The organism is Burkholderia sp. S-53 (assembly GCF_025560745.1).
Classification (GTDB): Bacteria; Pseudomonadota; Gammaproteobacteria; order Burkholderiales; family Burkholderiaceae; genus Burkholderia; species Burkholderia pyrrocinia.
Genome location: NZ_CP090483.1, coordinates 3,272,935 through 3,295,998, shown reverse-complemented (window position 1 = coordinate 3,295,998; position 23,064 = coordinate 3,272,935). Strand labels below are relative to the sequence as shown.

Sequence of the window (23,064 nt, the reverse complement as noted above, 5' to 3'; positions counted from 1 at the left end):
GTCGGACCGCTGAACGAAAAGGGCCTGCATCGTGTGAGCTGACCCCGTAAAGTTGGACGGGTAAATTAGGCCGCCAAGGGCTGAGTTCTGTATTGCACGGGACTCAGCCCTTTTAGCTTGAGCTTGATGCGGTCGTGATTGTAATAGCGGATGTAGTCGGCAATGGCGCGACGCAATTGCTGCACGTCTGCGAAGTGTTTCAACCGGAAGCACTCGGATTTGAGTGTGCCGAAGAAGCTTTCCATCGCGGCGTTATCCAAGCAGTTGCCCTTGCGTGACATGCTCTGCGGCATGCCTCGCTCAGCAAGCTGTTCGCAGTATTCTCGCATTTGATAAGCCCAGCCTTGATCCGAATGCAGCATCGGTGCCTCATCAGGTGCCAGTCGCTTGAATGCCTTGTCCAGCATGGCTTTGATCATGGCGAAGTCAGGGCGCTCGCTCATTTGCCAGGCAATGATCTCGCCGTTGTACAAATCCAGAACCGGCGACAGATATAGCTTCTTGCCGCCGACATTGAATTCGGTCACGTCCGTCACCCACTTCTCGTTGGGCCTATTGGCTTCGAATTGGCGGTTGAGTAGATTCGGCGCTATGCGCCCACGCTCTCCCCGATAGGACCGATATTTCTTGGGCCGAACGAGCGACTTCAGACGCAGCACTGACATCAGTCGCTGCACCGTCTTGCGGTTGACCCAAGTGCCCGCTCGACGCAATGCAAGCGTGATCCGGCGATAGCCGTAACGCCCCTTATGCTGGGCGAAGACATCGGCGATCTTCGCCTTGAGCTCGGCGTGACGATCTCCCGCCTTGGTCGCTGCCACTTGGTAATAGAACGTACTACGAGCCAGGCCTGAAACCTTGAGCAAGACGCTTAACGAATGATGCTCACGCAAGGCGTTCACGATTTGCGCGGTTTCTTTGGCTTTGCTTGCTCCTTGGCTCGGAGCAGTTCGTCCAACTTTTTTAGGTACGCCACCTCCGCGCGCAGATACTCATTCTCTTTAAGAAGGTCTTCGCGTGAGCGCTCGTCTGCGGGCACGGCAGTAGGCTGGGCAGGCTGTTTGGGCTTTGACATCTTGGGTGGCCGGCCTTTGCGGCGCGGCATGAGAGCTTCGAAACCACCCTCATGATACTGGCGCTCCCAGCGACTCACGCAGTTGGCTTCGCGCAAATCGAATACCGCGCATGTGCGCTGGTATGACAGCTCATGGCGCCACATGTGTTGCAGCACCGACATCTTGAAGTCAGCGCTGTACGTCTCGTGCTTCTTGCGCAACCCATGCTTTGCCATGCACCCGGAAAGCGCTCACCCAACGCCGCAGTGTTGAATACCCAACTCCGTGCTTCTGGCCGAGCGACTCGCAACTGCCTTCGTCGCTCAGATACGCCTTAACCAACTGTTGCTTGAACGACTGGTCATACTTCGTCATGAAAAAACCCCCAAGGGTTGGAGTGGTGTCCAACTCTTGGGGGTCAATTCATCGAGCAGGCCCTTTTTCATTGGCGCGGCCGATCGGCAGCCGCGTGGCGCCCGGCGGTCAGCGTTCGCTCACAAGTCGCCGCGCCGCGAGCAGATCGCCATGATCTGCTGGATCGCGTAGTTGTCGCGCACGCCCGGCAGCGACTGCACGACACACTCGTGAAAACGGCGCTCGCGCGGCAGCAGCATCGCGTTGTTGCGGTACAGCGCGTCGCAGGAGCGCTGGATCAGCTGGGCCGCCGCGCCGTTGCGGCTTTCGCGCAGCGCGCCGAGCATGCAGTCGTCGTATTGCGCATAACCGTCGGTCAGCGCGAATGCCGCGCCCGGCAGCGCCAGCGCGACGGCCGCGAATGCGATTGCACGGACTCCCCGTTTCATGTGCTCTCCGATGGAGTGGATTGGGTCGGCCGACAGCATAACGTAAAGCCGTCAACGCGGCTGACGCGTTGCGCCGATGCCGGCCGGAACCGCTGCTGGCCGGGCTTCGCGCGCGGTTGCGAGACTCCGGCGGGCGGTGCAATCCGGCGCGCCGGGCGAAAGCGCGGAGTCAGGCGGTGGTCTGCGGAAATGGTATCCTCGTGCGTTCGCCGCTGCGCGCCTTCCCGGGGTGTGCGCGGGCCGGTCGCCGCCGGGTTTTACGCGCGACGGTGCCCGCCTGACGGCGGCGGGAATCCATCATCCAGAACCGACACAATACGGGGGAGACTCACCCATGAAGCGATTCAAGACTTTCGCGATCCGTTCGATCACGGCCGGCGTGGCCGCATTCGCGCTGGCAGGCGCCGCGCACGCACAGACCGTCAAGGTGCTGTCGATCGTCGACCATCCGGCGCTCGACGCGATCCGCGACGGCGTGCGCGCCGAACTGAAGGCGGAAGGCTACGGCGACGACAAGCTCAAGTGGGAATACCAGAGCGCGCAGGGCAACACGGGCACGGCCGCGCAGATCGCGCGCAAGTTCGTCGGCGACAAGCCCGACGTGATCGTCGCGATCGCGACGCCGGCCGCGCAGTCGGTCGTCGCGGCGACGAAGAGCGTGCCGGTCGTCTATTCGGGCGTCACCGATCCGGTCGCCGCGCAGCTCGTGAAGGGCTGGGGCCCGTCGGGTACCAACGTGACGGGCGTGTCCGACAAGCTGCCGCTCGATCGCCAGGTCGCGCTGATCAAGCGCGTCGTGCCGAATGCGAAGACGGTCGGCATGGTCTACAACCCGGGCGAGGCGAATTCGGTCGTCGTCGTGAAGGAGCTCAAGGAGATCCTCGCGAAGCAGGGGATGACGCTGAAGGAAGCGGCCGCACCGCGCACCGTCGACATCGGCCCGGCCGCGAAGAGCCTGATCGGCAAGGTCGACGTGATCTACACGAACACCGACAACAACGTCGTGTCCGCGTACGAAGCGCTCGTGAAGGTCGCGAACGAAGCGAAGATCCCGCTCGTCGCCGGCGACACCGACAGCGTGAAGCGCGGCGGCATCGCGGCGCTCGGCATCAACTACGGCGACCTCGGCCGCCAGACGGGCAAGATCGTCGCGCGCATCCTGAAGGGCGAGAAGCCGGGCGCGATCGCGTCGGAGACGAGCAGCAACCTCGAGCTGTTCGCGAACACGGGCGCGGCCGCGAAGCAGGGCGTCGCGCTGTCGCCGGATCTCGTGAAGGAAGCGAAGACGGTCATCAAGTAAGCCGCGGCCCGACCGCCGCGCTTGCGGGCCCGATCCGGGCCTGAACGACACCGCGGGACGGGCGGCTCCCACCCGGGGCCGCCCGTTCGCTTCGCCCGGCCGTACACGTCCGGCCGGGAAGCAACAGGATTTCCCCATCATGTCTCTGTTCTCGTTTCTGGGCGCGCTGGAGATCGGCCTGATCTTCAGTCTCGTCGCCCTCGGGGTGCTGATCTCGTTTCGCATCCTCAACTTCCCCGACCTCACCGTCGACGGCAGTTTTCCGCTCGGCGGCGCCGTCGCCGCGACGCTGATCTCGGCCGGCTACGATCCGTTCTCCGCGACGGCGTTCGCGATCGTCGCGGGCGCGGTGGCCGGCTTCATCACGGGCTGGCTCAACGTGCGCCTGAAGATCATGGATCTGCTCGCCAGCATCCTGATGATGATCGCGCTGTATTCGGTGAACCTGCGGATCATGGGCCGGCCGAACGTGCCGCTGATCACCGAGCCGACGCTGTTTACCGTGCTGCAGCCCGACTGGATGCCCGACTACGTGCTGCGCCCGGCGCTGCTCGCGATCGTCGTCGTGGTCGCGAAGCTCGGCCTCGACTGGTTCTTCTCGTCGCAGCTCGGCCTCGCGATGCGCGCGACCGGCGCGAACCCGCGGATGGCGCGCGCGCAGGGCATCGCGACCGGCCGCGCGACGCTCGCCGGGATGGCGCTGTCGAACGCGCTCGTCGCGCTCGCCGGCGCGCTGTTCGCGCAGACGCAGGGCGGCGCGGACATCTCGATGGGGATCGGCACGATCGTGATCGGGCTGGCCGCGGTGATCATCGGCGAGACGCTGCTGCCCGCGCGCCGGCTGGTGCTGACGACGCTCGCCGTCGTGCTCGGCGCGATCGTCTACCGTTTCTTCATCGCGCTCGCGCTGAACAGCGAATTCATCGGCCTGAAGGCGCAGGATCTGAACCTCGTGACGGCCGCGCTCGTCACGATCGCGCTGGTGCTGCCGGCGACGCGCAAGAAGCTGTTTGCGCGCAAGAACGGAGGGGCATGACATGCTGTCCGCACAAGACCTGAAACTCACGTTCAATCCCGGCACGCCGATCGAGACGCGCGCGCTGCGCGGGCTGTCGCTCGAGATTCCCGACGGCCAGTTCGTCGCGGTGATCGGCTCGAACGGCGCCGGCAAGTCGACCTTCCTCAATGCGGTCAGCGGCGACCAGCGCGTCGATTCGGGGCGCATCGCGATCGACGGCGCGGACGTCACGCGCCAGCCCGCGTGGGACCGCGCGCACCTCGTCGCGCGCGTGTTCCAGGATCCGATGGCCGGCACCTGCGAGGCGCTGACGATCGAGGAGAACATGGCGCTCGCGACGGCGCGCGGCGTGCGGCGCGGCTTTCGGGCCGCGCTCGACCGTCCGTCGCGCGAGCTGTTCCGCGACAAGCTGCGGCTCTTGAACCTCGGTCTCGAGAACCGGCTGACCGACCGGATCGGGCTGCTGTCGGGCGGCCAGCGGCAGGCCGTGAGCCTGCTGATGGCGTCGCTGCGGCCATCGCGGATCCTGCTGCTCGACGAGCACACGGCCGCGCTCGATCCGAAGACGGCCGCGTTCGTGCTGGAGCTGACCGCGCGCATCGTCGCCGAGAGCAAGCTGACGACGATGATGGTCACGCACAGCATGCGGCAGGCGCTCGACTACGGCGATCGCACGGTGATGCTGCACCAGGGGCAGGTCGTGCTCGACGTGTCGGGCGACGCACGCAAGGGGCTCGATGTGCCGGACCTGCTGCAGATGTTCGAGCGGGTGCGGCACGAGCAGCTCGACGACGACGCGTTGCTGCTCGGCTGACGGGCGGCAGGCGGGCCGGTGCGATGCGGGGTGCGGCATCGTGCCGGTTTGCGTGAGGGTTGGCATGCCGGTCCGGCCGGACGATCCGGCGCGCCGTAACATGACGGGCGCGCCGGCTTTCCCCTGCTTTTCCTCTGACAAGAACCGGTTTCGCACCGGCGCTGTGCGACGCGAGCGCATTGCCATATACTGTATATCCATACAGTTGTGGGTGGCGTCATGCTCGCATCCTCCATTTCTCCCGAATCCCTTCATCCATCGCTCTGGCGTGGCTCGCAGCTCGCGCGCGGCGGTCCGCGCACGATCGATACCGGTTTCGCGCCGTTGTCCGCCGAGCTGCCGGGCGGCGGCTGGCCGGTCGGCGGGCTCGTCGAGCTGCTGGCCGCGCAGCCGGGCTGCGGCGAGATGCGGCTGCTCGCGCCCGCACTCGCGCGCACCGTCAGCGCCCGGCGTCCGCTCGCGCTCGTCGCGCCGCCGCAATCGCCGCATGCGACCGCGCTCGCCAGTCTCGGCGTGCCGGCCGACGCGCTGCTGTGGCTGCGCGCCGGCAACCGCACGGACGCGTTATGGGCCGCCGAGCAGGCGCTCAAGACCGGCTGTTGCGGCGCGCTGCTGCTCTGGCAGGACCCGCGGCCCGATGCGCTGCGGCGCCTGCATCTCGCGGCCGCGCGCACGGGCGACACGCTGTTCGTGATGCTGCGCCCGCTGTCGGCCGCGCGGCAGCCGTCGCCGGCCGTGCTGCGCGTCGCGCTGTATCCCGTGCCGGGCGGCGTGTCGCTCGATATCGTCAAGCGTCGCGGGCCTGCGCGCGGCGAGCCGCTCGTGCTCGACCTGCCGTCGCCCATCGTGGAGAGTCGTTATGCGCGTCTTGCTCGGCATCCATCTGCCGCGCCTGCCGCTCGACGTGTGCGCCCCGCAGCCGTCTGACGCAGCGGCCGGCGGCGCCGGCTGCGCGGTGCTCGAGCAAGGCGTCGTGCTGATTGCCGATGCGGCCGCGCGCCGGCAAGGCGTGCGCGCGGGCATGAAGCGCGGCGGCGTGCTGACGCTCGCGCCCGAGACGCAGCTCGTCGAACGCGATCCCGCACGCGAGGCCGATGCGTTGCGCGCGGTCGCGCTCGCGTTGCTGCGCTTCTCGCCATGCGTCGCGCTCGACGACGAAGCCACGCTGATCGTCGACGTCGGCCCGAGCCTGCGCCTGTTCGGCGGCCTGCCGTCGCTGTGCCGCCAGGTGCGTGCGACGCTCGCGGCGCTCGGCTATGCGGCGCGCCTGTCCGCCGCGCCGACCGGGCGCGGTGCGTGGCTGCTCGCGCGTGTCTCGGCCCGCGCGCGGATCCGGCGCCGGGTGGCCGCTCCTGCGTCGCTGGTTCGCGCGCTCGATGGGCTGCCGTGCGTGCTGTTGCCCGATGCGCGTCCGTATGCGGGCTGGTTCGACGGCCTCGGTTGCCGCACGCTCGCCGATCTGCGCCGCCTGCCGCGCGCGGGGCTGCAGCGCCGCTGCGGTCCCGCGCTGCTGGCCGCGCTCGATCGCGCGTACGGCGATGCGGTCGAGCCGCTTGCGTGGATGGCGGTGCCGCCCGTGTTCGACGTGCGGCTCGAATTGCCGGAGCGCGTCGAATATGCGGAAGCCGTGCTGTTCGCCGCGCGGCGGCTCGTCGTGCAGCTCTGCGGCTGGCTGGCCGCGCGGCAATTGTCGCTGGCTGCGATGACGTTCGATCTCGAGCACGAGCGCGGCCGCCAGGCCGTGCCGCCGACACCGCTCGAACTCGCGTTCGCCGCACCCGTGCGCGATGAGGCGCACTTCATGCGGCTGCTCGGCGAGCGGCTCGCGCGCGTCGAGTTGCCGGCCGCGGTCATTGCGGTGCGTCTGAAGGCCACGCGCGTCGAATCGGTCGCGCCGCCGGCCGACGATCTGTTTCCCGAGCCGGGCGGCACGCGCGAGACGCGCGCGCGGCTGTTCGAGCTGCTGGTCGCGCGCCTCGGCGCGGAGAACGTGCTGCGCGCGGCGCCTGTCGCCGATCATCGGCCCGAGGCCGCGAACCGCTGGCTGCCGCTCGATGCGCAGGCCGGCAAGCCGGCCGGTGGTCCGCCGGCCGTGCCGCCGCGTCCCGCGTGGCTGCTGGCCGAGCCGCTGCCGTTGTTGATGCGCGGGGAGCGGCCGGTATTTCATACGCCGCTCAGGATGATGTCGTCGGTGGAGCGGATCGAGGCAGGGTGGTTCGATGGTCAGCTTGCCGCGCGCGATTACTGCGTCGCACAGGATGAAGCCGGCGCGTGCTACTGGGTATTCAAGGAGCGGGCGGGGAGCGAGTCCGAGCCGCGCTGGTTCCTGCACGGCCTGTTCGGGTGAACGGTGATGGTTGCGGAATTCAGCTGGTTGCCCGATTACGCGGAGTTGTTCTGCCGCTCGAACTTCTCGTTCCTGCATGGTGCGTCGCATGCGGAAGAACTGGTCGAGCGCGCGTCCGAACTCGGCTATCGCGGGATCGCGATTACCGACGAGTGCTCGCTCGCCGGCGCGCCGCGCATGCATGTCGCGGCGAAGGCGAAAGGGCTGCCGCTCGTCATCGGTTCGTATTTCGACGTCACGCCCGATGCAGTCGCACCGGGCCACGATCCGGGCCCCGGCGCGTTCGGGCTCGTGCTGCTCGCGCAGAACCGCGAGGGCTACGGCAACCTGTCCGAGCTGATCTCGTGGCGGCGAATGGAGGCACCGAAGGGCACCTACACGCTGACGTCGCGGATGCTGTCGGCGCCAACCGAGAAGTTCGCGCACTTGCGCGGCATGCCCGACTGCTTCGCGATTCTCGTGACCACGTATCCGGTGCGTGCGGACGTACTCGATGCGCAGGTCGCGTGGTTTCGCGCGACGTTCGGCGAGCGTGCGCGGCTCGGGCTCGTGCAGTTGCAGCGCGCGCTGGACGGTGCGCAGCGCGAGGAGCTTCGTGCGGCCGGTGAGCGGCGCGGCGTGCGGATCGTCGCGCTCGGCGACGTGACGATGCACCGGCGCTCGTGCAAGCCACTACAGGACGTGATGACGGCGATCCGCGTCGGGATGCCGGTTTCGGAATGCGGCTATGCGCTCGCGCCGAACGCGGAACAGCACCTGCGATCGCGACAGCGGATCGGGCAACTGTACTCGCCGGACGAGATCGCTCAGACGTGCGCGATTCTCGATGGCTGCAATTTCTCCCTCGATGACTTGAAGTATGAATACCCGCTCGAACTCGTACCGCGCGGGCATACGCCGACGAGCTACCTGAAGCAGGAGACGTGGGCGGGTGTGGCGCGGCGTTACTGGAATGGTGTGCCGGAGAAAGTAGCAAAGCAGATCCGGCATGAACTCGCCCTGATCGCGAAACTGAATTACGAGCCGTTCTTCCTGACCGTCTACGACATCGTCAAATACGCGCGCAGCCAGAACATTCTGTGCCAGGGCAGAGGCTCGGCAGCGAACTCGGTGGTCTGCTACTGCCTAGGCATCACCGAGGTGAATCCCGAGCAGAGCACGATGCTGTTCGAACGCTTCATCAGCGAGGAGCGCGGCGAGCGGCCCGACATCGACGTCGATTTCGAACATCAGCGCCGGGAAGAGGTGATCCAGCATATCTACAGAAAATACGGACACGATCGCGCCGCGCTCGCGGCCGCCGTATCGACCTACCGTCCGCGTGGCGTGCTGCGCGAAACCGGCAAGGCGCTCGGCGTCGATCCGATGCTGATCGACCGCGTCGCGAAAGGGCACCGCTGGTTCGACGGCAGCGGCGATCTGCTTCAGAAATTCGCCACGGTCGGGCTCGATCCTAATACGCCGCTGATCCAGGCATGGGCCGAGCTCGCGGCGCGGTTGCTCAATTTTCCGCGTCACCTGTCGCAGCACTCCGGCGGCTTCGTGATCAGCCGAGGCAAGCTCACGCGGCTCGTGCCGGTCGAAAACGCCGCGATGGATGGGCGGCGCGTGATCCAGTGGGACAAGGACGATCTCGAGGCACTCGGGCTGATGAAGGTCGACGTGCTCGCGCTCGGCATGCTGTCGGCGCTGCATCGCGCGTTCGACATGCGCACCGCATGGCGAGGCCCGCCGAAGGCAGACGGCAAGCCGTTCACGTTGAAACACATTCCGCAGGATGACGAAGCAACTTACGACATGATCTGCCGTGCCGACACGGTCGGCGTGTTCCAGATCGAATCGCGCGCGCAGATGTCGATGCTGCCGCGCTTGCGGCCGCGCACGTATTACGACCTGGTGATCGAGGTGGCGATCGTGCGGCCGGGGCCGATCCAGGGCGGCGCGGTGCATCCCTATCTGAAACGGCGTCAGGGGATCGAAAAGGTCAGTTACCCGAAGGAGGATCTGAAGCCGGCGCTCGAACGCACGCAGGGCGTGCCGATCTTCCAGGAGCAGGTGATGCAGATCGCGATGATCGCGGCCGGCTTCACGGCCGGTGAGGCCGACCAGTTGCGTCGCGCGATGGCCGCGTGGAAGCGTAAGGGCAATCTGGAGCAATATCACAGCAAGATCGTCGACGGGATGCGCAAGCGCGACTATCCACCCGAGTTCGCCGAGCAGATCTTCGAGCAGATCAAAGGCTTCGGCGATTACGGTTTCCCCGAGAGCCACGCGGCGAGCTTCGCGAAGCTCGCCTACGCCAGCAGCTGGCTCAAATGCCACGAACCGGCGATCTTCCTCGCCGCATTGCTGAACAGCCAGCCGATGGGTTTCTACCCGCCGTCGCAACTCGTGCAGGACGCGAAGCGCCACGGTGTGCAGGTCCTGCCGATCGATGTCACGCAAAGCGGCTGGGAGGCGGCGCTCGAAGCGCTGCCCGGTCAGCCGCCTCCGCATGGCCAGCCGGCCGTTCGGCTCGGGCTGTCGCTCGTGAGCGGTCTGGGAGAGGCCGCTGTCCGCCGCATCGAGGCCGCACGCGCAGCGGGCCCCTTCGAGAACGTCGACACCCTCGCGCGTCGCGCGCAGCTCGAACGCCGCGACCTCGAAGCGCTCGCCGCCGCGAACGCGCTCGCGACGCTCGCCGGCCATCGCCGCGATGCACTGTGGCAGGCCGTCGCCGCGGCGCCGGAGCGCGACCTGCTCGCCGCCGCGCCGATCGACGAAGCGGAGAAGCCGGTGCTCGGCGCGCCGTCGGAGGGTGACGACATCCTTGCCGACTATCACACCACCGGCCTCACGCTGAACCGCCACCCGGTCGCGCTGCTGCGGCCCGCGCTGCGCGCGCGGCGGCTGTCGTCCGCGGCCGAACTGCACGACCGCCCCGACGGCCGGCTCGCCCGCGCGTGCGGGCTCGTGACCGCGCGGCAGATGCCGGGTACCGCGAAAGGCGTGATGTTCATGACGCTCGAGGACGAAACGGGCTGCGTGAACGTGATCGTCCGGCCCGAACTGCTCGCGCGGCAGCGCCGCGAAACCCTCGATTCGCGGCTGCTCGCGGCGTCCGGCGTGTGGCAGGTCGCGAGCGACGTGAGGCACCTCGTCGCGCAGCATTTCGAGGATCTGACGCCGCTGCTCGGCGGCCTGCGTACGCCGAGCCGCGAATTCCACTGACGCCACTGACGCCACCGACGCCACCGACGCATGCCGCCGGCCAGCACGGCGCTTCGCGAGCCAATGCATACCAGTCGGCTCAACTGGTTCTATTCCGGTCTTATATTCGTACCCGAAACCTGGCTGGGACGTGCACGGGAACTGTCCCCTTGCATACCACTCCGGGTAAATCCCTATCCCGCACTGCGTTGTAAACAAAGGATTTCCCGGTACTAAAACGCTTGCGCAGCAAGGCTCCCGGCGATTTTTACTCATCTAATACCAGTTCGTTGACTGGTATTATGGTGGTTATATAATGCGTTCACTTTCGACGGCCCGAGGTCGTCGTCCGACACCCGGAGGCACATGGAAACCGGCTGGTCCGAACTGGCGCCCGATCCCCTCAGCGACACGCCGCTCTATCTGCAGCTCGCCCGCAACCTGGCGAGCGCGATTCACGGCGGCGCGTGGCGGGCCGGCGAGGCGCTGCCGTCGGAGCGGCTGCTGTCGGTGTCGGTCGGCGTATCGCGGATCACGGCCCGCCGCGCACTCGCGCTGCTGGTCGAGCAGGGGCTGATCACGCGGGCGCGCGGTGCGGGCAGCTTCATCACGCCGCGCGTTGCCGATCCGCTGTCGCGTCTCGTCGGTTTCACCGCGAAGATGCAGCAGCGCGGCTTCATGCCCGATTCGGTGTGGCTGTCGCGCAGGCTGCGCGCCGCGAGCCGCGACGAGATCGTGCATCTCGGCCTCGCGCCGGGCGCGACGGTTGCGCGGCTCGAACGGCTGCGCCGCGCGGACGGCATCGTGATGGCCGTCGAGCATTCGACGCTGCCGGCCGCGGTGGTGCCCGATCCGCAGGCGCTCGGTGCGTCGCTGTACGAATACCTGGAAGCGCGCGGCATGGTCGTCGTGCGCGCGCTGCAGCACTTTCGCGCGGTGAACGCGACGCGCGAGATCGCGAAATGGATGGCGGTGAAGCCGGGCGCGGCGCTCCTCGTGATCACGCGCATCGGCTATGGCGCCGACCAGCGCGCGATCGAAGTGACCGAATCGTATTGCCGCGACGACTATTACGACTTCGTCGCCGAACTGAAACGCTGACGCGCGGGACTGCCCGCGCGCGACATGCGCGAAGCAACGACACGGATTTGCAAATCACGACGCGGATGCCCGCGTCACCAGATCATCAAGAGAACGTCATGCTGACTGGAAACATCCTCACCCCCGCCGGCTGGATTCACGGTTCGCTCGATAGCGAGAACGGCCGCATCACCACGCTCGACGGCACGCCCGCCGATCCCGCAAAGAACGACGCGCCGTACATCCTGCCCGGCTTCATCGACCTGCACGTGCACGGCGGCGGCGGCGCCGACGTGATGGAAGGCGGCGACGCGATCGAGACGATCGCCCGCACGCACGCGCAGTTCGGCACGACGAGCCTGCTCGCGACGACGATGACCGCGCCGCGCGACGAACTGATGAAGGTCGTCGGCAACCTCGGCAGCGTCGCGCGCACCCGCACGCCGGGCGGCGCGCGCGTGCTCGGCGTGCACCTCGAAGGGCCGTACATCAACCCCGGCAAGCTCGGCGCGCAGCCCGACGCGGCCGTGTCGGCCGTGCTCGACGAAGTGCTGAAGTACCTGTCGATCGCGCCGATCCGCGTCGTCACGCTCGCACCGGAAATCGCCGGCCACATCGAGATCATCGGCGAGATGGCCGCGCGCGGCGTGCGCGTGCAGCTCGGCCACTCGCTCGCGACCTACGACGATGCCGTCGCCGCGCTCAAGCACGGCGCATGCGGCTTCACGCACCTGTTCAACGCGATGTCGCCGCTGCATCACCGCAACCCGGGCCTGGTGGGCGCGGCGCTCGCGCATGCCGAATACGCGGAAATCATTCCCGACCTGCTGCACGTGCACCCGGGTGCGATTCGCGCTGCGCTGCGCGCGATCCCGCGCCTGTACGTCGTGACCGACAGCACGTCCGCCACCGGCATGCCCGACGGCGAATACCGGCTCGGCAGCCAGCACGTGACGAAGTGCCTCGGCGGCGTGCGGCTCGCCGACGGCACGCTCGCCGGCAGCACGCTGACGATGGACCAGGCGCTGCGCAACCTCGTGTCGCTCGGCCTGCCGATCGCCGACGTGTCGAACCGGATGTCGCGCTATGCGGCCGACTACCTCGGCATCGCCGATCGCGGCCGCCTCGAGCGCGGCGCATGGGCCGACCTCGCGGTGTTCGATCGCGACCTGAACCTCACCGCGACCTATGTCGAAGGAGAATCGATTGTCGAATATGCTTAAGGAAGCGCGCGAGTCCGCCCAGGTCGTCGCCGCGCAAATCGCCGACACCACGCGCGTCGAAGCGCTCGCCGGCCAATTGCTCGATCACCCGCCGGCCGTCGCGCTGACGGTCGCGCGCGGCAGCTCGGATCACGCCGCGAGCTATTTCGCGAGCCTGACGATGAGCCGCCTCGGCGTGCCGGTCGCGTCGCTGCCGATGTCGGTCGCGACACTGCAGCAGGCGCCGCTGAAGGTGCAGGACCAACTCGCGATCGCCTTCTCCCAGTCGGGCAAGAGCCCCGACCTCGTCAACACGATGGCCGCGCTGCGCGAAGCCGGCGCGCGCACCGTGGCCGCCGTCAACGTGCTGCCGTCGCCGCTCGCCGATGCGTGCGAGCACCAGTTGCCGCTGCTTGCCGGCCCCGAATTGTCGGTTGCCGCGACGAAGAGCTATATCGCGATGCTGTCGCTGTCCGCGCAGATCGTCGCCTACTGGCAGCGCGACGCCGCGCTGATCACCGCGCTGCGCGGCCTGCCCGACGTACTCGCGCAGGCCGGCCGGCTCGACTGGTCGCAGGCCGTCGCCGCGCTCGCGGGTGTCGAGCGGATGATCGTCATCGGCCGCGGCCTCGGTCTCGCGATTGCGCAGGAAGCCGCGCTGAAGCTGAAGGAAACGTCCGGCATCCAGGCCGAGGCGTTCTCGAGCGCCGAAGTCCGTCATGGCCCGATGGAGCTGATCGATCGCGACTATCCGCTGCTCGTGTTCGCGCCGCCGGGGCCCGAGCAGGCCGGCCTGCTGCAACTCGCGGACGACATGCGCGCACGCGGCGCCGCCGTGCTGCTCGCGGCGCCTGCCGGCACGCCCGGCGCGACGCTGCCGCTCGCGCAGTCCGCCCATCCGGCGCTCGACCCGATCGCCGCCATTCTTTCGTTCTACGTGATGGCGGCGGATCTCGCCGTCGCACGCGGCCGCAATCCCGATACGCCGCGCCATCTGAACAAAGTCACCGAAACGCACTGATAGCCGAGACAGCCGATGAGACGCGCCGAGGAGTCCCAGTTGAAGAGCCCCACCCACGATCAGATCGTCCTGCTTGCTCCGTTGACGGGGCCGATCGTTCCGCTGGCCGACGTGCCCGATCCGGTGTTCTCCGGCGGGATGTTCGGCGACGGCATCGGCATCGACCCGCTTGCGGGCAAGCTCGTCGCGCCGTGCGCGGGCATCGTGTCGCATCTCGCGCGCACGGGCCACGCGGTGACGATCACGACGCCGCAAGGCGCAGAAGTGCTGCTGCACATCGGCATCGACACCGTCGAGCTGAACGGGCAGGGCTTCGCCGCCCACGTCGAGGCTGGCGCGCGCGTCGAAGCGGGCGATCTGCTGATCGAGTTCGACCAGGACGCGGTCGCGCGCAGCGCGCACTCGCTCGTGTCGGTGATCGCGATCGCGAACTCCGACGCGTTCGACGTCGTCGACCGCGCAAGCGGTTTCGCGACGGCCGGCGAGACGCCGCTGCTCGCGCTGCGCGGCAAGGGCGAAGCGGCCGCGCAAGCGGCGCAGGCCGGCGCGGCGGCGCACCACGAAGTGCGCCGCGAAATCGTGCTGGCGCAGCCGGGCGGCCTGCATGCGCGGCCGGCCGCGCGTGCGCGTGAAGCCGTGCGCGGGTTCGATGCGAGCGTCGACGTGCTGTTCGACGGCCGCAAGGCATCGATCGCAAGCGTCGTCGGCCTGCTCGGCCTCGGCGCCGGCGAAGGCGCGACGGTCGAACTGGTCGGCCGCGGCGCGCATGCGCAGCAGGCCGTCGATGCGGTCGAGCACGAGCTGCTGCGCGAAGCGCACGGCGAAGTCGAGGAAAAGCCGGCGCGGCTGAGGTCGCCCGCGCCGCAGACGGTCGCGCGCAAGGTCGGCGCTTCGATTGATCCGAACACGCTCGCGGGCGTATGCGCGGCGCCGGGCATCGCAGTCGGCACGCTGGTGCGTCTCGACGATGCGGAAATCGTCCCGCCCGAACCGGCATCCGGCACGCCGGCCGCGGAAAGCCGCCAGCTCGACCAGGCGCTGAAGGCCGTCGACGGCGAACTCGACGAAACGGTGCGCAACGCATCGGCGCGCGGCGCGGTCGGCGAAGCGGGCATCTTCGCGGTGCATCGTGTGCTGCTGGAGGACCCGACGCTGATCGACGCGGCGCGCGACCTGATCAGCCTCGGCAAGAGCGCGGGCTTCGCGTGGCGCGCGACGATCCGCACGCAGATCGACACGCTGTCGAAGCTCGACGACGCGCTGCTCGCCGAACGCGCGGCCGACCTGCGCGACATCGAGAAGCGCGTGCTGCGCGCGCTCGGTCACACGAACGGCGCGGCGCGTGCGCTGCCCGACGAGGCGGTGCTCGCGGCCGAGGAATTCACGCCGTCGGACCTGTCGTCGCTCGATCGCCAGCGCGTGACCGCGCTCGTGATGGCGCGCGGCGGCGCGACGTCGCACGCGGCGATCATCGCGCGGCAGCTCGGCATCCCGGCGCTCGTCGCGGTCGGCGATGCGCTGTATGCGATTCCGGACGGCACGCAGGTCGTCGTCGATGCGAGCGCGGGCCGTCTCGAACACGCGCCGACCGCACTCGACGTCGAACGCGCGCGGCACGAGCGCCAGCGCCTGGACGGCGTGCGCGAGGCGAACCGGCAGTTGGCGGGCGTTGCCGCCACGACGGCCGACGGCCGCGCGATCGAGGTCGCTGCGAACATCGCGACGCTCGACGACGCGAACACCGCGGTCGACAACGGCGCAGACGCGGTCGGCCTGCTGCGCACCGAACTGATGTTCATCCATCGCCAGGCCGCGCCGACGGTCGTCGAGCACCAGCAGAGCTACCAGTCGATCGTCGACGCGCTGCAGGGTCGCACGGCGATCATCCGTACGCTCGATGTCGGCGCCGACAAGGAAGTCGACTACCTGACGCTGCCGCCCGAACCGAACCCGGCGCTCGGCCTGCGCGGCATCCGCCTCGCGCAGGTGCGCCCCGATCTGCTCGACGATCAGTTGCAGGGCCTGCTCGCGGTGAAGCCGTTCGGCGCGGTGCGCATCCTGCTGCCGATGGTCACCGACGCGGGCGAGCTCGTGCGGCTGAGAAAGCGCATCGACGAGTTCGCGCGCACGCAGGGCCGCACCGAGCCGATCGAGGTCGGCGTGATGATCGAGGTGCCGTCGGCCGCGCTGCTGGCCGACCAGCTCGCGCAACACGCGGATTTCCTGTCGATCGGCACCAACGACCTGACGCAGTACACGCTCGCGATGGACCGCTGCCAGGCCGACCTGGCCGCGCAATCGGACGGCCTGCATCCGGCCGTGCTGCGCCTGATCGACATCGCGGTGCGCGGCGCCGCGAAGCACGGCAAGTGGGTCGGCGTGTGCGGCGCGCTCGGCGGCGATCCGCTCGCGGTGCCGATCCTGGTCGGCCTCGGCGTGACCGAACTGTCGGTCGACCCGGTAGCGGTGCCGGGCATCAAGGCGCGGGTGCGCCGTCTCGATTACCAGTTGTGCCGTCAACGTGCGCAGGATCTGCTCGCGCTCGATTCGGCGCAGGCGGTAAGGGCAGCAAGCCGCGAGGTCTGGCCGCTCGACTGAACGTCGACGGCAGGCTCGCGACCCGTTTCACTACGAAAGCAATTAGGTCAACGACGCTTAACGACGAGACAAGGATTGGAGGACTGAATGAACGGGAATCCGTTTCTGAAAATACAGGGCCTGGGACGGGCGCTGATGCTGCCGATCGCGGTACTGCCGGTTGCCGGCATTCTGCTGCGACTCGGCCAGCCCGACGTGTTCAACATCAAGATGATCGCCGACGCCGGCGGTGCGATCTTCGACAACCTGCCGCTGCTGTTTGCAATCGGCGTGGCGGTCGGCTTCGCGAAGGACAACAACGGTGTTGCTGCGCTCGCGGGCGCGATCGGCTACCTGATCGAAACCGCGATCATGAAGGACATCGATCCCAAGCTGAACATGGGCGTGCTGTCCGGGATCATCGCGGGTGTCGTCGCGGGCTTGCTGTACAACCGCTACAAGGACATCAAGCTGCCGGACTACCTCGCGTTCTTCGGCGGGAAACGGTTCGTGCCGATCATCACGGGGCTGGTCTGCGTGGTACTCGGCATCGTGTTCGGGTATGTGTGGCAGCCGGTCCAGCATGTGATCGACGCGGCCGGCCAGTGGCTGACGACGGCGGGCGCGATCGGTGCGTTCGTGTTCGGGTTCCTGAACCGCCTGCTGCTCGTCACGGGCCTGCACCACATCATCAACTCGCTCGCGTGGTTCGTGTTCGGCAACTTCACGCCGGCCGCCGGCGGCGACATCGTGCACGGCGACCTGCACCGCTTCTTCGCGGGCGACCCGACCGCGGGCACCTTCATGGCCGGCTTCTTCCCGATCATGATGTTCGGCCTGCCGGCAGCGTGTCTGGCCATGCTGCACGAAGCGCCGAAGGAGCGCCGCGCGATGGTCGGCGGCCTGCTGTTCTCGATGGCGCTGACGTCGTTCCTGACCGGCGTGACCGAGCCGATCGAATTCAGCTTCATGTTCCTCGCGCCGGTGCTGTACGTGATCCACGCGGTGCTGACCGGGCTGTCGCTCGCGATCTGCCAGATCCTCGGCGTGAAGCTCGGCTTCACGTTTTCGGCCGGCGCGATCGACTACGTGCTGAACTACGGGCTGTCGACGAAGGGCTGGATCGCGATTCCGCTCGGCATCGCGTACGGCGCCGCGTACTACGGGCTGTTCCGCTTCTTCATCCGCAAGTTCAACATGGCGACGCCGGGCCGCGAGCCGGCATCGGCCGATGCGGCGGCGGAATCGTACGCATCGGGCGGCTTCGTCGCGCCGGCCGCGGGCGCTGCTGCGGCTGCGCCGCGCGCGCAGCGCTACATCGCCGCGCTCGGCGGTGCGGGCAACCTGACGGTCGTCGACGCCTGCACGACGCGCCTGCGCCTGACCGTCGTCGATCCGGAGAAGGTATCGGAGCCGGAACTGAAGTCGATCGGCGCGCGCGGCGTGCTCAAGCGCGGCGGCAACAGCGTGCAGGTGATCATCGGGCCCGAGGCCGACATCATTGCCGACGAGATGCGTACCGCGATCGGCAGCGGCGCGACCGGCGCGGCATCGACGGCGACGGCCGCCGCGGCGCAGCCCGTCACGGGCGCGGCCGCCGGCCCGCTCGATCCGGAACCGGCCCGCTGGCTCGCGGTGTTCGGCGGGGCGACCAACGTCGCGTCGCTCGACGCGATCGCGACCACGCGCCTGCGCGTCGTCGTGCGCGATCCGTCGGCAGTCGATCGCGATCGCCTCGGTGCGCTCGACGTCGCGTGGGTGTCGCTCGACACGTTCCACATCGTCTGCGGCAACGCGGCGGCACGCTATGCCGAGCAACTCGGCGCACGTCTGCCGCCGGCGGGCGGCGGGGCGGCTGCGCAACCGGCATGACGCAATAAGGCCGGCCGGATCCGCGCTGCGGGTTCGGGCCGGTCGGCAGAAACGAAAACGGCTTGCGATGCGTCGCAAGCCGTTTTTCTTGTGCGCCCAGCATGGGCGCACTCTTGTGGGTGCAAGTCCCACCGTAAGTTGATCACAGCGAGCGAAGCGAAGCGCAACTGCGAGAGGGTGACCGATCGTGGGGAGGAAGCGTGGAGCGAAACTGCGAGCCGATGAACAAGAACCGGATAGAAGGCGGCACCGACCAGGGCGAGCGGGCAGGAAACCGCAAAGCTCTTGTGATCAAGGAGCGGTGGCGTAAATCCGGCGGCTGTGCAGTGAAGGAGTGCGTTCTTACCTGGGGAGATCTCGCCTCATGCCTGAAAGGGCAGCGGCGTCGAGCCGGAGCGAGAAGTCAGCAGAGGCCGTAGTAGTCACAGGACAGGCCGGTGAGGCTGAAGCTGGTGACGAAGGGCCAAACGGGAAGGAGTGTTCAGCGTCATGTCGATGCGGCAGGCATTGCGTCAGATGTCCGTGCAAACGGGGCGAGCGGGAAAAGCGCGCGGTGAAGCTGCGCGTGCATCTGCTAGCGACGAAGCTTGCGGCCCGCGGCATGAATCCGGGGACACGGGGTCAGCGCTGCTGGAAGCGGCGCTGACGAGAGGGAACCTGAAGCAGGCGTTCAAACGGGTGCGGGCTAACAGGGGCGCCGCTGGCGTAGACGGCCTGGACATTAACCAGACTGCGCGTCATCTGGTGACGGCGTGGCCTGTGATTCGTGAACAGTTGCTGAAGGGGACGTACCGGCCCAGTCCGGTACGACGGGTAACGATTCCGAAACCGGATGGGGGCGAGCGCGAGCTGGGCATCCCGACGGTAACGGACCGGCTGATCCAGCAGGCGCTGCTACAGGTGCTACAGCCAGTTCTGGACCCTACCTTCAGCGAGTACAGCTACGGCTTCCGTCCGGGACGGCGTGCGCATGACGCGGTGTTAGCCGCGCAATCGTACGTGCAGTCAGGCCGGCGAACCGTGGTGGACGTTGATCTGGAGAAGTTCTTCGACCGGGTCAACCACGACATTCTGATCGATCGTGTACAGAAACGCATTGGCGACGCCGGAGTGATCCGGCTGATCCGGGCGTATCTGAACAGCGGCATCATGGATGACGGAGTGGTCCAGCAGCGGGGTCAGGGCACGCCGCAGGGCGGGCCGCTATCCCCACTGCTGGCCAACGTGCTGCTCGATGAGGTGGACAAGGAACTGGAGCGGCGGGGTCACTGCTTCGTGCGCTACGCCGACGATGCGAATGTTTATGTTCGCAGCCGTCGGGCGGGCGAGCGGGTGATGGCTCTGCTGCGACGCCTGTATGGTCGGCTGCGCCTGAAGGTCAACGAGACCAAGAGCGCAGTGGCGAGTGTGTTTGGACGCAAGTTTCTGGGCTACAGCCTGTGGGTGGCCCCGGGCGGTGTCGTGAAGCGCAAGGTGGCGGCCAAACCGCTACTGGCGTTCAAACACCGCGTTCGTGAACTGACCCGTCGATCTGGCGGGCGGAGTCTGCCAGAGGTGGTGGAACGACTACGGACCTATGTGCAAGGGTGGAAAGCGTACTTCCGGCTCGCGCAAACGCCCCGTGTCTGGTTGGAACTGGACAAGTGGCTGCGGCACCGGTTGCGAGCGATCCAGCTAAAACACTGGCGTCGTGGCACGACCATTTACCGGGAGCTGTGTGCGCTGGGGGCATCGGATGACGTTGCGCGACAGGTGGCGGCCAACAGTCGCTGCTGGTGGCGCAATAGCGACCGGCTGCTCAACAGCGTGCTGACCATCGCATACTTCGACCGGCTGGGTGTACCCCGACTCTCATAACCTCAACTTCCTGAACCGCCCGGTGCGGACCCGCAGGCCGGGTGGTGTGGCAGGGGCACGGCCTTATGGCCGTCCCCTATGCCGATTGGTGCGGGAGATTGCGCGATGCATTCGTCCGCATCGCGCATTGCTCAACCGCTCGATCGTTCAACCGCTCGACCGTTCAACCGTTCAACCGTTCACGGGTTCGTCAGCGTGAAGGTCGGCTTCCGGTAGCCGATGCCTGCGCGGTCGAGCTTCGGCAACTCGCGCTGCGTGAGCAGCGTCGCGAAACCGGCCCAGTCGCGCTGCAGCGCGGCCGTGTCGACGTGATGCGTATCGCCGCGCTTGTAGCGCACGCCGGCCGCGTACGGCAGCTCCCAGTCGGCCCGGTGCCACGCGCGCTCGGCGAGCGCGAGCAGCCGCGGATAGGCCATGTATTCGAGGAAGGTGTCGTTGCGCATCACCTCGCCCCACGCCTGCCCCTGCATGCCTTCGAGACGCGGCGCGGGGCCCGTGCCGGTTACTTCGAACGCGTTGCCGTTACGGTCGCCCATCACCTCGGCGTTCTGCGGCAGGTTCTCCGGCGCGAGCGAGAACACCTTGTACTCGTCCGTCGCGTGCGAGCCCCAGTAGTAGCCGCGCTCGCGCGGGTTGAGCGTGTACGGGAAGTCGAAGTACAGGTAGTCGGGCAGCGCCAGCACCGTCAGGTAGCCCTTGCCGCTCAGGTCGCGCGCGCTGTCCGACGCGCCCCAGAAGATCGTGTCCCACAGCGACACCATCACGTGACGCGTGCTGAAGTCCTGCGGCCCGTTCGCATGCTTGATGCCGTCCTGCCACGCGGCCATCGTGTCGATCCCGTTCGCGTTGACCGCTGCGCTCACCTGTTGCGCGAAACGCGTCGGCAGTTCGTCGATCGACTTGATCTCGCCGCGCTGGAGCAGCGCCGTGCACGCGGGCGAACGCGCCCACGGCTTGTCCTGCGCGGCGAGATCGACGCGGCCCTTGTTCGGGTCGGTGCCGTTCAGCGGCTGGAAGCCCCCGCCGAGCAGGATGTTCTTCGCCTCGTCGCCGCCGTAGTGCCAGGTGTGCAGCGGCGCCTGCGCGTCCGCATGCATCGCCGCGATCTCGCGGATCACCTTCGACGCGAAATTGAGCGCGCCCGGCACGCACGGGTTCAGGTCGCTGCGCCGGTCGTAGAACTGCACCGTCAGCAGGTTCGACGTGTCCTGCGGATCGAGCAGCCGGTACGCGTTCGCTTCCTGCTCGCGGCCGGCCGCATGCAGCCGGCGGTAGCGCGCCTCCATGGTCACGACGGCCGCGCGCGCATGCGCGGGCATGTCGATCTCGGGGATGATCTCGACGAAACGCGCGGCCGCGTAGCGCACGAGCGCCACGTAGTCGTCGCGCGTCAGGTAACCGCCGCCCGAGCGGTTGTCCGGGCCGGAGCCGAGCTGAGGCAGCAGGCAGCGCGTCTCGCTCGGGTCGTGGCAGCGGCGCGAGCCGATCTCGGTCAGCTCGGGCAGGCCGGGAATCTCGATGCGCCAGCCTTCGTCGTCGGACAGATGCAGGTGCAGGCGGTTGAGCTTGTACGCGCTCATCTGGTCGATCAAGCGGCGCAGCGTCGCCGGGTGCTTGAAGTTGCGCGCGAGGTCGACGTGCATTCCGCGATGCGTGAAGCGCGGCGCATCCTCGACGAGCATCGCCGGGATCGGGCCGCCGCCGGCCGGCGCGAGCGAGAAGAGCGTCTGCACGCCGTAGTAGAGGCCCGCGCGATCGTAGGCTTCGATGAACACGCCGCGCGGCCCGATCGCGAGCCGGTAGCCGCCCGGCGTCGCGATGTCGGCCGGCAGCCGGCGCGGCGCGACCGCGCCCCACACCGGCACGCGCGCGCCGTCGAGCCCGAGGGTCGTCGCGCGCTCGCGCAGCGTCGCGACCTGGGCGTCCGGCAGGTTGGGCAGTGCGAGTTCGACGCCGCGCAGGTCGAGCGTGCCCGGCAGCGGCTGCTCGCGCTTCACGCTCGGCAGCGCACGGGTTGCGTCGGGCCGTGCGGCCACGGGCGGCGCATTGCCGGTCGAGTTGTTCTGCGCGTCGGCCGGCAGCGATTCGACGTAGCGCAGTTCGTCGTCGGTGTCGTTGTAGCGGAGCACGGCGGGCGGCGCACCGTCGACGACGACGTATGGGCGCGGAATCACGTCGCTATAGCGCAGCAGCCAGTATTCGGCGACGAACGGCAGCTCGATGCGCTCGCCGGGCGCAAGCCGCACGGAGCCCGGCTGCGGCGTCAGTTCGTACAGGTCGCCCGTGAGCCGCCGCAGCGCGAAGCCCGGACGATCGATCCGCAGCAGGCGGCGGATGCTGTGCAGATAGAGCTTCCAGCCGCCGTCGGCGATCGCCTGGTGGCCGCGGTTCTGCAGGATCAGTCGGCCTGTCGCGCACGCCGCGCCGTCGGCGCCGAGATCGGCGCACGGCACGCCGGCCGCGGCCGCGTGGTTGTTGTCGACGGCGACGCGCAATGCGAGGCCGTTCGACAGCAGCGCCGCGAGATTGGCCGCTTGCGCGGTGGGTTGCGCGGTGCCCGCGGTCGCGCCGGATGCGGTCGACGCCGGCGTGGCGGAGAGCGCGGCCGGCGACAGCGCCGCGATCAACACGCCGGCAAAGAGGGATGGCAAGGTACGCTTCATTCGAACTCCTGAGAAAAAAGGGGGCGTAGCGGCGTCGTGGGGCGACGTCGCTGCGATCGGGCTTTCAATGGAGCTGCGGGAGATACTCGCGCGCAGGGCGATGCAGCCGCACCGCGCGCATTCGGCACGCGGGCGCGTGCGTTACGGAACGGGAGGCGGGCAGGCGTGCCGATCGGATCGGCGGGGCGGCGTACGCGCGTTCATCGGCGGCGCGCGGCAACGGCCGCCATGGCGAAGCGGTCGCAGTCGGCTACGGTCGTCCGGCC

Annotated in this window: 14 protein-coding genes and 1 pseudogene; 12 read left to right on the top strand and 3 right to left on the bottom strand. The window is 68.2% G+C overall.

Features of this window, described 5'->3' with window-relative positions; translation table 11 throughout:
• Positions 1-65: 65 nt before the first annotated feature.
• Positions 66-1,430: pseudogene (locus tag LXM88_RS20300) on the bottom strand (IS3 family transposase).
• Between the two features lie 119 nt (positions 1,431-1,549).
• Complete coding sequence (locus tag LXM88_RS20295) at positions 1,550-1,858, bottom strand: VF_A0006 family four-cysteine protein (protein WP_262536626.1); 309 nt, start codon at positions 1,856-1,858, stop codon at positions 1,550-1,552.
• A gap of 334 nt (positions 1,859-2,192) precedes the next feature.
• Between LXM88_RS20295 and LXM88_RS20290 the strand changes: the two genes are divergently transcribed.
• The 12 genes from LXM88_RS20290 to ltrA all read left to right on the top strand — a co-directional run bounded on the left by LXM88_RS20290 (position 2,193) and on the right by ltrA (position 20,135).
• Positions 2,193-3,158, top strand: coding sequence for an ABC transporter substrate-binding protein (locus tag LXM88_RS20290; RefSeq protein WP_262536625.1), 966 nt, complete (start codon positions 2,193-2,195; stop codon positions 3,156-3,158).
• 139 nt (positions 3,159-3,297) lie between these two features.
• Positions 3,298-4,194 (top strand): ABC transporter permease, encoded by an 897-nt coding sequence (locus LXM88_RS20285; RefSeq protein WP_205978857.1) that lies wholly within the window; start codon positions 3,298-3,300, stop codon positions 4,192-4,194.
• A 1-nt stretch (position 4,195) separates the two neighbouring features.
• Positions 4,196-4,990, top strand: coding sequence for an ABC transporter ATP-binding protein (locus LXM88_RS20280; RefSeq protein WP_262536624.1), 795 nt, complete (start codon positions 4,196-4,198; stop codon positions 4,988-4,990).
• Positions 4,991-5,209: 219 nt separating this feature from the next.
• The gene (gene imuA, locus LXM88_RS20275) at positions 5,210-5,917 is read left to right on the top strand and encodes a translesion DNA synthesis-associated protein ImuA (protein ID WP_262536623.1); all 708 of its coding nucleotides are present in this window, start codon (positions 5,210-5,212) and stop codon (positions 5,915-5,917) included.
• Positions 5,850-7,337 (top strand): Y-family DNA polymerase, encoded by a 1,488-nt coding sequence (locus LXM88_RS20270; protein ID WP_262536622.1) that lies wholly within the window; start codon positions 5,850-5,852, stop codon positions 7,335-7,337. The genes imuA and LXM88_RS20270 overlap by 68 nt, the downstream gene beginning before the upstream one ends.
• Positions 7,338-7,343: 6 nt before the next feature.
• On the top strand, positions 7,344-10,547 hold the full coding sequence (locus LXM88_RS20265; RefSeq protein ID WP_262536621.1) for an error-prone DNA polymerase: 3,204 nt from the start codon (positions 7,344-7,346) through the stop codon (positions 10,545-10,547).
• Between the two features lie 345 nt (positions 10,548-10,892).
• On the top strand, positions 10,893-11,627 hold the full coding sequence (locus LXM88_RS20260; protein ID WP_175963632.1) for a GntR family transcriptional regulator: 735 nt from the start codon (positions 10,893-10,895) through the stop codon (positions 11,625-11,627).
• A gap of 98 nt (positions 11,628-11,725) precedes the next feature.
• A complete protein-coding gene (nagA, locus tag LXM88_RS20255; protein WP_262536620.1) occupies positions 11,726-12,829 on the top strand; it encodes an N-acetylglucosamine-6-phosphate deacetylase in 1,104 nt (367 codons plus the stop codon).
• Positions 12,822-13,829 (top strand): SIS domain-containing protein, encoded by a 1,008-nt coding sequence (locus tag LXM88_RS20250; protein ID WP_262542885.1) that lies wholly within the window; start codon positions 12,822-12,824, stop codon positions 13,827-13,829. The genes nagA and LXM88_RS20250 overlap by 8 nt, the downstream gene beginning before the upstream one ends.
• 15 nt (positions 13,830-13,844) lie before the next feature.
• Positions 13,845-16,427, top strand: a complete 2,583-nt coding sequence (gene ptsP / locus LXM88_RS20245) for a phosphoenolpyruvate--protein phosphotransferase (RefSeq protein WP_262536619.1) — start codon at positions 13,845-13,847, stop codon at positions 16,425-16,427.
• 87 nt (positions 16,428-16,514) lie between these two features.
• Positions 16,515-18,278, top strand: a complete 1,764-nt coding sequence (nagE, locus tag LXM88_RS20240) for an N-acetylglucosamine-specific PTS transporter subunit IIBC (protein ID WP_262536618.1) — start codon at positions 16,515-16,517, stop codon at positions 18,276-18,278.
• A 489-nt stretch (positions 18,279-18,767) separates the two neighbouring features.
• Positions 18,768-20,135 (top strand): group II intron reverse transcriptase/maturase, encoded by a 1,368-nt coding sequence (ltrA, locus tag LXM88_RS20235; protein ID WP_262536617.1) that lies wholly within the window; start codon positions 18,768-18,770, stop codon positions 20,133-20,135.
• Positions 20,136-20,314: 179 nt separating this feature from the next.
• Here ltrA and LXM88_RS20230 read toward each other — a convergent pair whose 3' ends face one another.
• The gene (locus LXM88_RS20230) at positions 20,315-22,798 is read right to left on the bottom strand and encodes a family 20 glycosylhydrolase (protein WP_262536616.1); all 2,484 of its coding nucleotides are present in this window, start codon (positions 22,796-22,798) and stop codon (positions 20,315-20,317) included.
• Positions 22,799-23,064: the final 266 nt, after the last annotated feature.

Coding starts and splice junctions, on each gene's coding strand:
- LXM88_RS20280 (WP_262536624.1), top strand. CDS start 4,196: ATGCTGTCCGCACAAGACCTGAAACTCACGTTCAATCCCGGCACGCCG.
- imuA (WP_262536623.1), top strand. CDS start 5,210: ATGCTCGCATCCTCCATTTCTCCCGAATCCCTTCATCCATCGCTCTGG.
- nagE (WP_262536618.1), top strand. CDS start 16,515: ATGAACGGGAATCCGTTTCTGAAAATACAGGGCCTGGGACGGGCGCTG.
- LXM88_RS20285 (WP_205978857.1), top strand. CDS start 3,298: ATGTCTCTGTTCTCGTTTCTGGGCGCGCTGGAGATCGGCCTGATCTTC.
- LXM88_RS20295 (WP_262536626.1), bottom strand. CDS start 1,858: ATGAAACGGGGAGTCCGTGCAATCGCATTCGCGGCCGTCGCGCTGGCG.
- LXM88_RS20265 (WP_262536621.1), top strand. CDS start 7,344: ATGGTTGCGGAATTCAGCTGGTTGCCCGATTACGCGGAGTTGTTCTGC.
- LXM88_RS20290 (WP_262536625.1), top strand. CDS start 2,193: ATGAAGCGATTCAAGACTTTCGCGATCCGTTCGATCACGGCCGGCGTG.
- ptsP (WP_262536619.1), top strand. CDS start 13,845: ATGAGACGCGCCGAGGAGTCCCAGTTGAAGAGCCCCACCCACGATCAG.
- nagA (WP_262536620.1), top strand. CDS start 11,726: ATGCTGACTGGAAACATCCTCACCCCCGCCGGCTGGATTCACGGTTCG.
- ltrA (WP_262536617.1), top strand. CDS start 18,768: ATGTCGATGCGGCAGGCATTGCGTCAGATGTCCGTGCAAACGGGGCGA.
- LXM88_RS20270 (WP_262536622.1), top strand. CDS start 5,850: ATGCGCGTCTTGCTCGGCATCCATCTGCCGCGCCTGCCGCTCGACGTG.
- LXM88_RS20230 (WP_262536616.1), bottom strand. CDS start 22,798: ATGAAGCGTACCTTGCCATCCCTCTTTGCCGGCGTGTTGATCGCGGCG.
- LXM88_RS20250 (WP_262542885.1), top strand. CDS start 12,822: ATGCTTAAGGAAGCGCGCGAGTCCGCCCAGGTCGTCGCCGCGCAAATC.
- LXM88_RS20260 (WP_175963632.1), top strand. CDS start 10,893: ATGGAAACCGGCTGGTCCGAACTGGCGCCCGATCCCCTCAGCGACACG.